Raw genomic sequence first — 14092 nt, 5'->3', positions numbered from 1 at the left:
CCAGTGCTCGACAACCGCGGGAACCTGCTCCCCGTCTACGTGCTCGCCGACGAATCGGGATCGATGGCCGGCCACATCGACGACCTCAACGCCGGGCTGAGGTCGCTGCACACCACTCTGCTCGGCGAGCCCATGGCGGCGGCCAAGGTGCGCTTCTCCGTACTCGGTTTCGCCGACGACGTCGTGGTCCGCCTCGCGCTGGCCGACCTGCGGCACGAGAACGAGCTGCCGCTGCTGAGCGCGCGCGGCACCACCAGCTACCTGGCCGCGTTCACCGCGCTGCTGGAGCGGCTGCCGAACGACATCGCCACGCTGAAGGCCGAGGGCTACCAGGTGCACCGCCCCGCGGTGTTCTTCATGAGCGACGGCGTGCCCAACAACGAGGACTGGCGAAGCGCCCACCGCAAGCTGACCGACCGGTCCGTGACCAAGGGCGCGCCGAACATCATCTCCTGCGGGATCGGCGACGCCGAGGCGTCGACCATCCTGAGCGTGGCCACCGACCCGCAGTTCGCCTTCGTGTCGGTGCCCGGCACCGACCTGGGGCAGTCCATCTCCACCTTCTGCTCCTCGCTGACCAAGAGCGTGGTGGAATCCGGCCGCAGCCTGGCCTCCGGCGACGCGCAGCTCATCGTCGACCGGCCCGAGGGCTTCACCATGGCGATCGATGTGATCTGAGATGCCGCAGCCGCACGACACGGGTGCGACCGGGGACGACCGGTGGTGGGGCGACTACGTGAACGACTGGCCCGACTCCGCGGGCGTCGGTTCGCGCGAGGAGCTCACCCGGCCCGGGGTCCAGGTGTTCCCCGCCGAGCCGCCCGGCCCGGGGCCGGCCGCGCCGCCCCCGCCCGCCTCCTATCCGGCGCCCGCGCCCTATGCCGCGCCCGACTCGTATGCCGCGCCCGCGCCCTATGCCGCGCCCGACTCAAGTGCCGCGCCCGCGCCCTATGCCGCTGCCGCGCCCGGGTCGGGGCCCGGGTCGGCCGGACGCGGGGCCCCGGACCCCTCCCCGTACGGCTGGTCGGAGATCCCGGTCGGCGAACCGGGCGAGAGCTTCGAGCCGAGGCCGCCCACCGCCGCGCTGTACCGGCCGGACACCGTGCACGACGGGTGGTCGACCGACCTGGTGACCGTGCGGCTGGCGTCGGTGCGCGGCTACACCCACCGCTTCCGCGGCACACCGCGCGAGGACGACGTGGCCGTCGCGGTCCACGCGCCCAGCGGGACGGTGGTGTTCGCGGTCGCCGACGGCGTGTCGGCCGCCGAGCAGTCGTACCTGGGCGCGGCGCTGGCCTGCCGCGGCGCGGTGGACGACCTGCTCGGCCAGCTCGACTCCGGGGTGCCGGCGGTGGACTGGAAGCACGTGGTCGACTCGGCCGCGTACCAGCTCGTGGCACGTGTCGCGGGCGGCCGCGAGCCGACCCTCGCCGACAGCGAAACAGCCGAACGCCGGTACGCCACCACGCTGGTGGCCGGTACGGTACGGGCCGGTGAGCACGGCGTACTGTCGGTGTCGCTGGTCCAGGTGGGCGACTCGGGCGCCTGGCTGCTGGACCGCGGCAGCGGCCGCTACGAGCCGCTGGTGGCCACCAAGACCACCGCCGGCGGCCCGCTGATCTCCTCCAAGGTCAGCCCGCTGCCGCGGGTGCCGTCGCCGGTGCGGGCGGTCCGCAGGGAGCTGACGCCCGGTTCGGTGCTGCTGGTGGGCACCGACGGCTTCGGCGACCCGCTCGGGGACGGCCATGGCGCGGTGGGCCGGCTGTTCCACACCCATCTGCGCAATCCGCCGCCCGCGCGGGGCCTGGCCCATCTGCTGGACTTCTCCCGCGAGACGTTCGACGACGACCGGACCCTGCTGGCCGTGTGGCCGCGCCACCTGCTGACCTGGCCGGACCGGTGACCGGGACGGCGCCACCGGTCGACGTCGCCTCCCTGGACCGGGAACGGCAGCTCGGCAAGGGCGGGCAGGGCGAGGTGTGGGCGATCAGGGACCGCCTGATCAACAAGGAATGGCCGATCGCCTACAAGCAGTACTCCCCCACGTCGCTGCGCGCGGCCGACATGGCCGCGCTCGACGCGATGGTGGGGTTCGTCCCGTCGCTGGAGGCCGCCGTCGGCCGCTGGCTGTGCGAGCACAGCGCCTGGCCGGCCGCGCTGGTCGGGGACTCCGGCGGCCGGGCGCTCGGCTTCCTGATGCGTCAGGTGCCCGACGAGTACGTGATCCGGCTGGCGACCCAGCCGGACAAGCCGGTGATCGCCGGTTTCCAGTACCTGCTCAACCCGGCGCCGTACCTGAACCGGGTCGGCATCGCGCTCACCGACCGGCAGCGCCTGCTGCTCCTGCGGGATCTGGCCGACCTGCTCGACCGGCTGCACCGGCTGGGCGTGGCGGTCGGCGACCTGTCCCCCAACAACCTGCTGTTCACGCTGCGGCCGACGCCGTCGTGCTTCTTCATCGACTGCGACGCGATGCGGCTGCGCGGGCGCAGCGTCCTGAAGCAGACCGAGACGCCGGGCTGGGAGATCCCGGCCGGCGAGGAGCTCGCCACCCCGGCGAGCGACCGGTTCAAGTACAGCCTGCTCTCGGTGCGGCTGTTCATGGGCGACCAGGACGGCCGCGACACCGGCGCGCTGACCGGTGTCTCCCCGCGGCTCGCCGAACTCGCCCGGCTGGGCCTGTCGGACACCCCGGCCGAACGGCCCCCGCTGCGGGAGTGGCAGAGCGGGCTGGAGGAGGCGCTGGCGCTGGTGGCCTCGCGGCCGGCGGCGGCCCGGAACGCCGCGCCCGGGAAGGCGCCGGGGACGGCGTCCGGCCCCGCGCCGGGAGCCGCCCCGGGTACGTCGGCGGCGGGTACGGGAGCGGGCGCGGGCACGGCGGGCGCGCCCCGGGCCGGCGCCCCGCGGGCAGGCGCCCCCGGGCCGGGGCGGGGCGGGCCGGTGCCGGTGCCGCAGCCGGGTGGGAAGGGCGTGAAGCCGGGCACGGTCGTGGGGTGGCTCGTCGCCCTGGTCGCGGTGATCGTGTTCGTCGTCCACCTCGCCCACTCCTCCGGCTCCTCGTCCGCCTCGGGCACGGACTCCGCCCCCGGCGTCACCGCCACGTCCACGGACCCCGGGGACTCCGGCTCCTCCGGCTCCGACCAGGGCGGCTCCACGCCGGACGACCAGGGCGACTCCCCCTCGGCCGGCGACCCCGGCGCCGACGAGGCCGCGGCCGTGGACAAGGTGCTCCAGGAGGAGACGGGCACCCGCGGCGGCGTGCAGAGCGCGGTCCAGGCGGTGCAGGGCTGCGGCACGAACGGCACCTCGCTGTCCGACGCCGCCTCGACCTTCTCCGCCGCGCACGACCAGCGCGCGCAACTGGTGAGCGAGGTGAGCGGCCTGAACGTGAGCGACCTGGACGGCGGCGCGCAGGCCCTGTCCGACCTGAGCGACGCCTGGACGGCGTCCGCCGACGCGGACGCCGCCTTCTACCAGTGGGCGAACGGCCTCGACGAGAACGGCTGCGACCCCGACTCCACGGCGAACGCCCCCGGCTTCTCCGACGCCACGGCCGCCAGCGACCGGGCCACCGCCGCCAAGCAGCGCTTCGTCGCCGAGTGGAACCCGATCGCCCGGCAGTACGGCCTGACGACGTACTCCTGGGACGAGTTGTGAACGGGGCGCGGACCCGCCTCCCGTACCGGTCCGGGCGCGGGACGGGGCGGCGCGGGCCGGCGCGGGTGCGGGCGCAGGGGCGGTGGTCCGGGCGGTCAGCCGTGCGCGGGGCCCGCGGCCGGGGGGCGGGAGGCCGCGCCGGCCGCCCGGTGGCGCAACTGGGCCTCGCCGCCCGGCGCCAGCTCCAGGGTCTGGCGGCCGGTGGTGAGTATCCCGAGCCCGCGCCACTCCTCCAGTGCGCGGGCCACCGCCCGGCGCGAGCCGAGGACGAGTCCTGCCAGGTCGTCCTGGGACAGGGGGAGCTCGATGCGCACCGCCCGGCCGGGCGCGGGCCTGCCGTAGCGGGCGCCGAGGTCGAGTACGAGGGCGGCCAGGCGCGCGTCGACCGAGGTCGAGCCGACCGCCGCCCGCTGCCGGTCGGCCTCGCGCAGCCGCCGGGACAGCACCTGCTGCACGGCGAAGGCCACGCCCGGCACCGACCGCAGCAGCGCGCTGAACCGGCCGGCCGTGATCACCAGGGCCTCGACCTCCATGAGAGCGGCTATGGAGGCGGAGCGCGGCTGCCGGTCGAGTCCCGCCTGCTCGCCGAGCAGGTCGCCGCTGTTGCGCAGCGCCAGCACCGCCTGGTAGCCGGTCCCGGTGTCCGCGTAGACCTTCACGCAGCCGCGCCGCAGGACGAACACGTGGTCGGAGACCTCGTCCTGGCGCACCAGGTGCGTGCGCGCGGCGAAGGTCCGTATGTGTGCGGCGTCCCGCACCCGCTGCCGTGCGGGCTCGTCCAGGAGGGACCAGAAGTCCTGTTCGGCCGGCGCCCGGTCGTCGCCCGGCTGCCGTGCCACCCACTGCCCCATCGGTCAGCCGGCCGCTCCGGCTCCTCCCGTCCCGGCCGATGAGCCCCGTGCGCGTGCGGCCCCCGCCGTCCCGTGCGCCATCGCACTGCCTCCCCCACCCGTACCCGGGTCTCCCCTGCGGCCTTCCCGTGCCGCGGACCGTCGGCCGGCCCGCCGCAAGGGCGTCCCATGCTAGTCCCGGGCCGGTCGCCGAGCCCGTCGTACGCCGCCGTTCACTCGTACGAGTGACGGGCCGTCACGATCCGGCCGCCGGCCTTGCCGAAACGATGCCGACCGGCGCGTTTCGGCCAGGTGGACGGAGGGGAAATCGTCTTGTCATGGCGACGACAGATGCGAAAGTGCCCGGCATCGAGGTCCGCTCCATCGACTACGTGCCCCTGGACGAACGCCACGGCAGACTGTGGCAGCTCGGCCCCCTGTGGTTCATGTCCAACGCCCAGATCGCCACCCTGGCCGTCGGCCTGATCAGCATCACCGGCGGCGGCAACCTGATCTGGTCGCTGATCGCCATCGTGGCCGGCACCCTCACCGGCACGTTCTTCATGGCCTTCCACTCCGCGCAGGGCCCGCAGCTCGGCCTGCCGCAGATGATCCAGTCCCGGCCGCAGTTCGGGTACGTGGGCGCCCTGATGGTGTGGCTGTTCGCCTACGTCCAGTACGCCGGCTTCAATGTCTTCAACACCATCCTCGCCGGCCAGGCCATGCGGCAGACCGCGCACGGCCCGGTGAAGTGGTGGGTGGTGCTGGCCACCGCCCTGGCCTTCGTGGTCGCGCTGTTCGGCTACGACCTGATCCACCGGGCCGAGCAGGTGCTGACCTACGCGTTCCTCGCCGTCTTCGGCCTCTTCACGGTCGGGGCCCTGGTCACGCTGCACTACCCGGCGGGTTCCTTCGACCTCGGCGCCTTCAAGTGGACGCCGTTCCTGGGCCAGTTCGGGGTGGTGGCGGGCTACCAGATCAGCTGGGCCATCTACGTCTCGGACTACTCGCGTTACCTGCCGCCGGACGTCACCGTCCGCAAGACCTTCTACTGGACCTACGCCGGCTCGGCGGTCGGCGGGATCTGGCTGATGACGCTCGGCGCGGCGCTCGCCGCGTGGGCGGGCGGCAAGGACTTCGACGCCATCACCTCGATCAACGCGGCCGGCGACAAGGTGTTCAGCGGATTCGGCGCGGTGGTGCTGGTCTTCGCCGCCCTCGGCCTGGTCTCGGTGACGGCGCTCAACATGTACGGCGGCTCGCTCACCCTGATCAGCGCCGCCGACTCGCTGCGCCGGGTGCGGCCCACCCTGCCGCTGCGGGCGGTGACGATCGGCGCCACCGCCGCGCTGTCCCTGGTGGGCGCCCTCGCCTCCACCTCCCACTTCCTGACCCACTTCAACGACTTCCTGCTGCTGGTGCTCTACCTCTTCATCCCGTGGACGGCCGTCAACCTCATGGACTACTACGTGGTCCGGCGCGGCCGGTACGTCATCGAGGAGATCTTCAAGCCGCACGGGATCTACGGCCGGTGGGGCGCGCACGGCATCGTCGCCTACCTCGTGGGATTCGGCGCCATGGTGCCGTTCTTCTCGGTGGGCACCCTCTACACCGGTGTCCTCGCGCACAAGCTGCACGGCGCCGACATCTCGATGTTCGTCGGCCTGCCGGTCTCGGCGGCGCTCTACTGGGCGCTGACCCGCCGCATCGACGTCGACGCGGAAGTGGCCGGCACCGCCGCAGCGGCGGGCCACGCGCGACCGGAGACGGCGGAGCGCCGGCCCGTACCGCCGCCGGCCTGATCCCCGGGGGCCTCGCCGCCCGGTCCTGACAGCCCTTCAGGACCGGGCGGCGGCGGCGCGGTCAGGAAAGGCGCACCGGCAGGCCGCGGTGGCCGTTGGAGATGAAGGACTCCACCGGCCGCAGGCCCTCCGCCGGGGCGGCGAGTGCCAGGCCGGGGAAGCGGGCGAACAGGGCCGGCAGGGCGATGGCCGCCTCCATGCGGGCCAGGGGGGCGCCGAGGCAGAAGTGGACGCCGTGCCCGAAGGCGAGGTGCTCCTTGTTGACGCGCAGGACGTCGAACCGGTCGGCGTCCTCGCCGTGGAACCCCGGGTGGCGCCCGGCCGCGGCATAGGCGGCGAGGATCGCCTCGCCCTTGGCGATGCGCACCCCGTCGCTCTCGATGTCCTCCACCGCGTACCGCAGCGGCAGGCTGGCCACCGGCGCCTCGACCCGCAGCGTCTCCTCGATCACGTCGTTCCAGGACGCCTTCCCGGCCCGGACCAGGTCGAGCTGGTCCGGGTGGGTGAGCAGGGCGTGGACAGCGTTGTCCAGCAGGTTGACGGTGGTCTCGTGGCCGGCGCTGATCATCAGCAGCAGGGTGTCGACCAGTTCCTGCTCCGACAGCCGCGAGCCGTCCTCCTCCCTTGCCGCGATCAGCTCGGTGGTCATGTCGTCGCCGGGGCTGCGGCGCTTGAGCTCGACGAGGCCGACCAGCAGGGCGTGCACCCGCGCGAAGGTGGCCGCGGCCTCCTCGGGCGTGATGGCGGTGTTGAAGATGTTGTCCACCAGTTCGCGCAGTTCGGCCCGGGTGTCCTCGTCGTGGACGCCGAACAGCTCACAGATCACCTGGATCGGTATCGGGTAGCAGTACTCCTCGCGCAGGTCCACCGCCTCGCCCGCGGGCGAGGCGGCGAGGCCGTCGAGGAGTTCGGCCGCCATGGCCTCGATCCGCGGCCGCAGCGCCTCGATGCGGCGCGCGGAGAAGGCGGGGGCGACGAGCTTGCGCAGCCGCCGGTGGTCGCCCCCGTACGCGGTGAACATGTTGGTGACCGCGACCCAGGTGAACAGCGGCCAGTCAGGGGTGATCTCGCCGTTCGCCCACGCGGCCCAGTGCTGCCGGGGGTCCTTGGACACCCGCGGGTCGGTGAGCAGTTTCCTGAGCAGGCCCGGGTCGCTTACCGCCCACGCCACCACCTTGCCAGGAAGCTCCACCAGTGCCGCGGGTCCGAGGGCGCGGATACGGGCTGCTTCTGCGTGGATGTCCCGACCGGAGGGGTCGATGACGACGGGCTGGTGCTGGGGTTCCATGAGCTGGCTCCAGAGGGCTCGGTCGCGGCGGCGGGCACGGTGGCCGGGGGGAAGCGCACCGGCAGGGCGGCCAGTGCCCGGTGGAAGGGTCCCTGCCGCCACTCCAACTGCTCTACCCCGACGGCGAGTTCCACATCCGGCAGCCGGTCCAGGAGTTTCTCCACGGCGACCGCGGCGATCAGCCGGGCCGGGCTCTTGGCCGGGCAGGCGTGCGGGCCCGCGCTCCACGCCAGGTGGGCGCGGTTGCCGCCGCGGTGCCGCTCCTCGGCCAGGCGGGGGTCGGCGTTGGCCGCCGCGAGGCTGATCACGACCGGCTCGCCCTCGCGCAGCCGCGTGCCGTCGAGCTCCAGGTCGTGCACCGGGTAGTGGACGGCGTAGTTCGCCATCGGCGACTCGCTCCACAGCACCTCGTCCAGCGCGTCCTCGACCGGCATGCTGCCGCCGGCCAGGTCGCCGGCGAACCGGTCGTCGGACAGCAGCAGCCGCAGGGTGTTGCAGATGAGGTTCTGCTGCGGCTCGGTGCCCGCGCCCATCAGCAGGGTGAGCTGCTGGCCCATCTCCTCGTCGGTCAGCTTCGCGGGGTGCGCCATCAGCCACGAGGTCACGTCGGCCTTGGGCTTGGCCCGCTTGAGCGCGACCAGTTCGGCGATGCCCTCGGCGAGCACCGCGTTCGCGGCCTCCGAGTTCTCGTCGGCGGCGAAGATCCCCGACATGCCGACGACCAGCTTCTCGCCGATGTCCGGCGGGCACCCGTACATCCGGCAGAACACCAGCAGCGGCAGCACGCTGCCGTACTGGCCGCGCAGGTCGGCCTCGCCCGTCGGGCCGAACTCGTCGATGAGGGAGTCCGCGCTGTGCTCGACGTAGCCGCGCAGGGCGTTGGGGTCGATCCGGGCGAGGCTGTCGGTGATGGCGCCGCGCAGCCGGGCGTGCTCGTCGCCGTCGGTGAACAGGGCGTTCGGCCGGTACATCATCATCGGTACGACGGGGCTGTCCGGCGGCACGGTGCCGTCGGCGAGCGCCTTCCACCGGCGCGGGTCCTTGGCGAACCGCTCCGGGCTGCGCAGCACCTCCAGCGCGGTGTCGTACCCGATGACGAGCGACGCCGGCACGCCGGGGGCCAGTTCCACCCGGGCGATCGACCCCTGCCGGCGCAAGGAGGCGTAGGTACGCGCGGGGTCGGCGGCGAACGCGGGCCCGTACAGCGGTTCCGGGCCGGAGCCGCCGGCGTGGCCTTCGTGCGCGGGGCATCCCGGGGGCGGCACCGCGCCCTGGACCGGCTGGGTCGTGCTCATGCGTGCTCCTGTGCGAGTGCGGTACGGGTTCGGGTGCCGATGTTCTCCACGAGGGCGATCAGCGCCTTCGTGGACGAGCCGGCGTCGCGGGCGTCGCAGGTGACCAGGGGGGTCTCCGGGAGCAGGTCGAGGGCCTCGCGGATCTCGGCCTCGGGGAAGACCGGCGCCCCCTCGAACTGGTTGACGGCCACCGCGTAGGGCATGCCGTACTCCTCCAGCAGGCCCATGATCTCGAAGGACTGGTCGAGCCGCCGGGTGTCGGCGAGCACCAGCGCGCCCAGCGCGCCGTACATCATGTCCTTCCACAGCTGGGTGAAGCGCTTCTGGCCGGGGGCGCCGAACAGGTAGAGCACCAGGCTCGGGCTGAGGGTGAGGCGGCCGAAGTCCATGGCAACGGTGGTCGTCGTCTTGTCCGGGCTGCCGGCCAGGTCGTCCACGAGCGCCCCGGCCTGCGTCATGACCTCCTCGGTGCGCAGCGGCCTGATCTCGGACAGGGTCCCGACGAACGTCGTCTTGCCGACCGCGAAGTGCCCGACGACCAGGATCTTCACGGCGGTCCTGACGGTGTCCGGGACATAACGCGAATCAGAGACGGGAGCGGAGCCCATCGAGTACCTCCTGCAGGATCCGGGGATCGGGGAGTCGGGCCGGCGGGGCGGGGGCCCTGGCGGTGAGGTGGCTGCTGTCGATCAGGTCGCTGATCAGCACCTTGGTGACGCTGATCGGCAGGGCCAGGTGCCCGGCCACCTCGGCGAGCGACAGGGCGCCTCCCCGGCACAGCTCCACGACCCTGCGCTTTTCCGGGCTGAGCCCGTGCACCGGGCGGCTGCCCGCCGACGTCACGAGCGTCACCAGGTCGAGTGTGTTGCGCGTCGGGTGCGCCCGGCCGTCGGTGACGACGTACGGCCGGACCAGTCCGCGCTCGCGCCGGTACGGCGGGGTCATGACGAGACGCCGGCACCCGGCCGGCCGTGGCCGGCGTCGTGGCGCGGCGGGCTGGTCAGTTCCTTGCCCAGCCGGTCGACCAGCTTCTGCATGCGGTAGGTGACGGTCTCCATGTCGACGTGCTGGGTCGCGGACACGGCCAGGTACGCGCCGGTGCCCGCGGCGACCAGGAACACGTATCCGTCGGTGAACTCCACCAGGGTCTGCTGCCACGGCGAGGACTCCTCGCCGCAGAACTCGGCGGTGCTGCGGCTGATCGACTGCAGCCCCGACAGCGCGGCCGCCTGCCGCTCGGCCTCGTCGCGGGAGATGCCCTGCGAGTGGGACCGGAGCATCCCGTCCGCGGACAGCAGGATCGCGTGGCGCGCCTCGGGGACCTTCAGGACCTCGTCGAGCATCCAGCCCAGCTCGTTGGTCATGTGGTCGTTCATTCCTGGGGGATCCCTTCGTCGTCATCGGTTGCGGCGCGCCCGCTCCGCGTGCCGCGGGCGAACGCGCCCATGCGGGTGGCCGTCTCGTACGCCGGGCGGGCCTGCTGGGCCTCGCCCGCGGCCGCGGCCGGTTCCCGTTCCCGTACGGCGGCGGCCGCGGGCTCGGCTGCGGCCCGGCGGCGGCGTCTGGGCAGCCCGCCGGCCGTCGCCCCCGTGACGCCGCCGGCCGCGGCCTCGGCGGGGACCTCGGGGGCCGCGGCGGAGGCGGTGGACTCGGACGCGAGGGACGCGGCGGAGGCGGCGGAGGCGACCGGCGCGGCGGACGCGAGGGACGCGGTGCTGCTCACCGCGGCCGGTGCGGTCTCCCGCCGCCGCCCGGCCCCCGCGGCGGCCGGGGCGGAAGCCGTCGTCAGCAGCGACTTCGGCAGGAACACCACGGCCCGTACGCCCCCGTACGGCGAGCGGGAGTCGACGGTGACACCGAACCCGTACCGGGCGGCGAGCACCCCGATGACGGCGAACCCGAACTGCGGCGGGTCGCCGAGCCGGTTGATGTCGACGTCCTCGTCGCCGGACAGGCGCCGCCCGGCCTCCTCGATCTCGCCGGCGTCCATGCCGACGCCGGCGTCGTCGATGACCACGGACATCCCGTTGTGCGCGGGCCGGAAGCCCACCTCCACCGTGGTGTTGGGCTGCGAGTGGCGCGCCGCGTTGTCCAGCAGCTCGGCGACCGCGAGCACCACCGGCTCCACCGCCCGGCTGACCACGTCGACCTCGGGCCCGGGCTGGATCTCCACCCGCCGGTAGTCGCGGATGCGCGACGTGGCCCCGCGTACCACGTCGACCAGCGGGGAGGCGGCGCGCTGCCGGCCCGGCCACGATCCGCACAGGACCGCGATGGCCTGGGCGCGGCGGCCGAACTGCGCGTTGGCGTGGTCGATCTCCAGCAGGTCCTGCAGGACGTGGGGGTTGTCGTGCCGGTCCTGCATGTCCGAGATGGACAGCTGCTGCTCGTTCGCCAGGGCCTGGAGCGCGCGCATCGAGGACTTCAGCGCGGCCTTCGCGGAATGGTCCGCGCGGGTCCGCGCGGCCTGCGCGGCGCCGGTGAACAGGTCCACCGCCTGCTGCATGCTGTGCCCGAAGGGCGTTCGCGCCAGCCGCTCGTCCAGCGGGCCGGGCACCGGCTGGTAGGGGCCCTCCGTCACCGCGGTCAGCCGCGCCTCCACCAGGTGCCGGGCCTCGGCGTCACGGTCGCGCAGGCCCGCCTCCGCGACCGCGAGGCGTTTGCGCAGGCCGGCGGTTATCCGGTGCTGACGGATGAGCAGAACCAGGCACGCGAGCGCCCCGGCGGCAATACACCAGGACACCGCCTCCGGTATGTGTCGTGTCATCGGATCCTCGTGAACGCAGAACGGCGACCGCGCCGGGGCGGGGCGAAGCCTCCGGCGCAAGGGAGGAGACACCCGGGCGGCGCCGATCGGGCAGCCCGCGCCTTCCGGCAGACCGGTCCGGAACACGGCGTGCGGACACCAGAAGTCACCGGACGCCGTGCCCGCCATGGGCAGGGAGTGCCCGTCATCCTAGCCACGGACAGCAGCGGCGTGAGACGGAGTGTCAGCACAATTTCGATCAATTTGCGGTGCGCACACGGGCGTTCGCGTGCGGTCGGGGGGCGAAGCGTCAGCAAGCCGCAGAAAGCGCCCCGCCACCGGCCCCGGTACCGGCCCCTCCCCCGCCCCGCCTTCGCCGCCCGGCCGCGACTTCGGCATGTGCCTCTGTCACATGACCGCGGCGTTCCCCCAGGCCGTCACCGCGACGGCACAGGATCAGCACGGAACGCGCACATGCCCGCCCGGCCGGGTCGGGCGGCCCGCGCCCGCCTCGGCCCGCGCCCGCTTCGGCCGGCGCCCGCCGACGCCGGCGGTCAGCGAACGGGACGCACGGACGAGCGGACGACGATGTGCGTGCCCAGCAGGTGGCGGTTCTGGACGGTGCCGCGCGCGCCGCCCGCCTCCTCCTCGGCCAGGGCGAGCCGGACCGACTCGCGGCCGAGTTCGTGGGCGGGGATGCTGACGGTGGTCAGCGGGGGGTTGAGGTCCTGGGCGACGCAGTCGTCGTTGTAGCCCACGACCGAGACGTCGTCGGGCACCCGCAGCCCGGCCTCGCGCATCGCGGCGATCGCGCCCGCCGCGGCCAGGTCGTCGCCGGCGAACACGGCGGTGAAGTCGGGCCGGCCGCCGCAGCCCGCCAGTATCTCGCGCATGGCGTTGTAGCCGGGCGCGCGGCCCAGGCCGAGGCCGGCGGTCCTGACCGCCGCGGGGCCGAGGCCGTGGTCGGCCAGCGCCCGCCGGTAGCCGGCGATGCGCTGCTCGACCGTGGTGTGGCCGGGCATCCGGCCGAGGTAGAGGATGTCACGGTGACCGGCCGCCAGCAGGTGGCTGACCACCGCGTGCGCACCGGCCTCGTTGTCGTACTCCACCACGAGGACGGGCGTCCGCGGGCCGGGGGCCGGGCGTCCGCACAGCACCAGCCGGGAGCCGACGGCGGCCAGCCCGCGGGCGTACTCGGTCAGCCTGGCCCGGTAGCGCTCGTCCTCGACGACCCCGTCGACCAGGACGACGAACTCGGCGCGCTGCTCGCGCATCATCTGGACCAGCGCGAGTTCGCGGGCCTCGTCGCCGCCGTGGCCGCAGACCATGCACAACCGGCCGCGCGCCGCCGCCTCCTGCTCCACGCCCTGGGCGACGGTGGCGTGGAAGGGGCTGTCGACGGACCGCACGATCACGGCGATCGTCCTGGGCCCGGTGCCGGCCAGCGCGCGGGCGCGCCCGTCGACGACGTAGTCCAGGTCCTTGACCGCCCGCAGCACCTTGGCGCGGGCCGCCGCGGACGTGGGGTGGTTCCCGGCCAGCACCCGCGAGACGGTGGCGACCGAGACGCCGGCCCGGCCGGCGACGTCCCTGATCGTCACCTTGGTCCTGCCGTCGCCGGCCGGACCGCGAACGGCCGGGCCGGGTCCGCCTCGTGAAGTCGCCGCCATCCCCGTCCATCCGAATGTCCGTTTGCTTCCGCGCCGCGACCCAGCGTAGTGCCGCCGGACACGCCGGTCCGCGGGAAGGGAACCGGTCGCCCCTGCCGCCCGATCGTCCGCGCGGCAGGGCGCGGCCGGCCGGACCGGGCGCCGCCCCGGCCGGACCCGTCGGCCTCGGCGCAGCCGGATTCCCCGTCCCCCGATCGGGCCCGGACCCGGCCCCGGCCGGACCCGCCGCCCCTCGCCCCGGCCGTGACGCGTGGCGCCGCCGGCTGCCTCCCCGCGCCCAGGGAGGCAACCGGCGGCGCGTCCATGGGGGCTCAGCGCGGGTTGAGCTTCCAGAGGTGGTCGGCAGTGCCGTTGTCGTCCCACTGCAGGACCTGGGCGCCGCCTGCGGTGCTCATGTTCTGCACGCCCAGCAGCAGATGGCTGTTGTTGTTGATGATCTTGTAGTAGCCGGTGCCGTCCGCCACCACCTGCCACAGGTGGTCGGGCGTGCCGTTGTCACCCCAGATCAGCGCGGTGCCGCCGTCCGAGGTGCTCTCGTTGGTGATGCCCAGCACCAGACCGCTCGCCTGGTTGCGGATCTTGTACAGGCCGGATCCGGCGGACACCAGCGACCAGGTCTGGGTGGCCGAGCTGTTCCCGGTGGCCTGGTCGGCCAACGTGCCCTGAGCGGTGGCCTCGTTCTGGGTGTCGAGCGCCAGACCGCTGTTCTTGTTGGTGATCTGGTAGTTGCCGTCCAGGGAGCCGCCGCCCGTGCCGCCGGTGGTCCCGCCCGTCGTCGTCCCGCCAGTGCTGCCGCTGGTGGTG

At 74.0% G+C, this 14092-nt stretch carries 13 protein-coding genes; 4 read left to right on the top strand and 9 right to left on the bottom strand.

Annotated features, from left to right (window positions below):
* Positions 1-3: 3 nt before the first annotated feature.
* The 3 genes from K7G61_RS26420 to K7G61_RS26410 are packed head-to-tail and all read left to right on the top strand — an operon-like array spanning position 4 to position 3657.
* Positions 4-678 carry a hypothetical protein gene (locus K7G61_RS26420; protein WP_225849494.1) on the top strand — a complete coding sequence of 225 codons (675 nt, stop codon included), beginning with the start codon at positions 4-6 and terminating at the stop codon, positions 676-678.
* 1 nt (position 679) lies between these two features.
* On the top strand, positions 680-1903 hold the full coding sequence (locus K7G61_RS26415; protein WP_225849493.1) for a protein phosphatase 2C domain-containing protein: 1224 nt from the start codon (positions 680-682) through the stop codon (positions 1901-1903).
* Positions 1867-3657, top strand: a complete 1791-nt coding sequence (locus tag K7G61_RS26410) for a hypothetical protein (protein WP_225849492.1) — start codon at positions 1867-1869, stop codon at positions 3655-3657. The genes K7G61_RS26415 and K7G61_RS26410 overlap by 37 nt, the downstream gene beginning before the upstream one ends.
* Positions 3658-3752: 95 nt before the next feature.
* On the opposite strand, the gene K7G61_RS26405 is transcribed toward K7G61_RS26410, so the two are convergent.
* Positions 3753-4496, bottom strand: coding sequence for a Crp/Fnr family transcriptional regulator (locus tag K7G61_RS26405; RefSeq protein ID WP_308190709.1), 744 nt, complete (start codon positions 4494-4496; stop codon positions 3753-3755).
* Positions 4497-4825: 329 nt separating this feature from the next.
* Between K7G61_RS26405 and K7G61_RS26400 the strand changes: the two genes are divergently transcribed.
* Positions 4826-6289 (top strand): cytosine permease, encoded by a 1464-nt coding sequence (locus tag K7G61_RS26400; protein ID WP_225849491.1) that lies wholly within the window; start codon positions 4826-4828, stop codon positions 6287-6289.
* A gap of 61 nt (positions 6290-6350) precedes the next feature.
* Here the strand turns inward: K7G61_RS26400 and K7G61_RS26395 are convergent, their stop codons facing one another.
* The 8 genes from K7G61_RS26395 to K7G61_RS26360 all read right to left on the bottom strand — a co-directional run.
* Positions 6351-7463 (bottom strand): cytochrome P450, encoded by a 1113-nt coding sequence (locus K7G61_RS26395; protein WP_225849569.1) that lies wholly within the window; start codon positions 7461-7463, stop codon positions 6351-6353.
* Positions 7445-8872 (bottom strand): cytochrome P450, encoded by a 1428-nt coding sequence (locus K7G61_RS26390; protein WP_225849490.1) that lies wholly within the window; start codon positions 8870-8872, stop codon positions 7445-7447. Before K7G61_RS26390 ends, K7G61_RS26395 begins: the two co-directional genes overlap by 19 nt.
* Positions 8869-9480 carry an ATP/GTP-binding protein gene (locus K7G61_RS26385; RefSeq protein ID WP_225849489.1) on the bottom strand — a complete coding sequence of 204 codons (612 nt, stop codon included), beginning with the start codon at positions 9478-9480 and terminating at the stop codon, positions 8869-8871. Before K7G61_RS26385 ends, K7G61_RS26390 begins: the two co-directional genes overlap by 4 nt.
* Positions 9458-9817: a DUF742 domain-containing protein gene (locus K7G61_RS26380; RefSeq protein ID WP_225849488.1), complete on the bottom strand. Its 360-nt coding sequence runs from the start codon at positions 9815-9817 to the stop codon at positions 9458-9460. Before K7G61_RS26380 ends, K7G61_RS26385 begins: the two co-directional genes overlap by 23 nt.
* The gene (locus tag K7G61_RS26375) at positions 9814-10248 is read right to left on the bottom strand and encodes a roadblock/LC7 domain-containing protein (RefSeq protein WP_225849487.1); all 435 of its coding nucleotides are present in this window, start codon (positions 10246-10248) and stop codon (positions 9814-9816) included. The genes K7G61_RS26380 and K7G61_RS26375 overlap by 4 nt, the downstream gene beginning before the upstream one ends.
* Complete coding sequence (locus K7G61_RS26370) at positions 10245-11639, bottom strand: ATP-binding protein (protein ID WP_225849486.1); 1395 nt, start codon at positions 11637-11639, stop codon at positions 10245-10247. The genes K7G61_RS26375 and K7G61_RS26370 overlap by 4 nt, the downstream gene beginning before the upstream one ends.
* A 533-nt stretch (positions 11640-12172) precedes the next feature.
* Positions 12173-13219, bottom strand: a complete 1047-nt coding sequence (locus K7G61_RS26365) for a LacI family DNA-binding transcriptional regulator (protein ID WP_225849485.1) — start codon at positions 13217-13219, stop codon at positions 12173-12175.
* Between the two features lie 380 nt (positions 13220-13599).
* Positions 13600-14092: RICIN domain-containing protein (locus K7G61_RS26360; protein WP_225849484.1), on the bottom strand; the 493-nt coding region annotated here is incomplete at its 5' end.

The sequence above is a fragment of the Streptomyces sp. HPF1205 genome (assembly GCF_020400825.1).
GTDB lineage: Bacteria > Actinomycetota > Actinomycetes > Streptomycetales > Streptomycetaceae > Actinacidiphila.
Note: the sequence above shows the minus strand (reverse complement) of the source record. Positions and strands in the feature narration are given on the sequence as shown.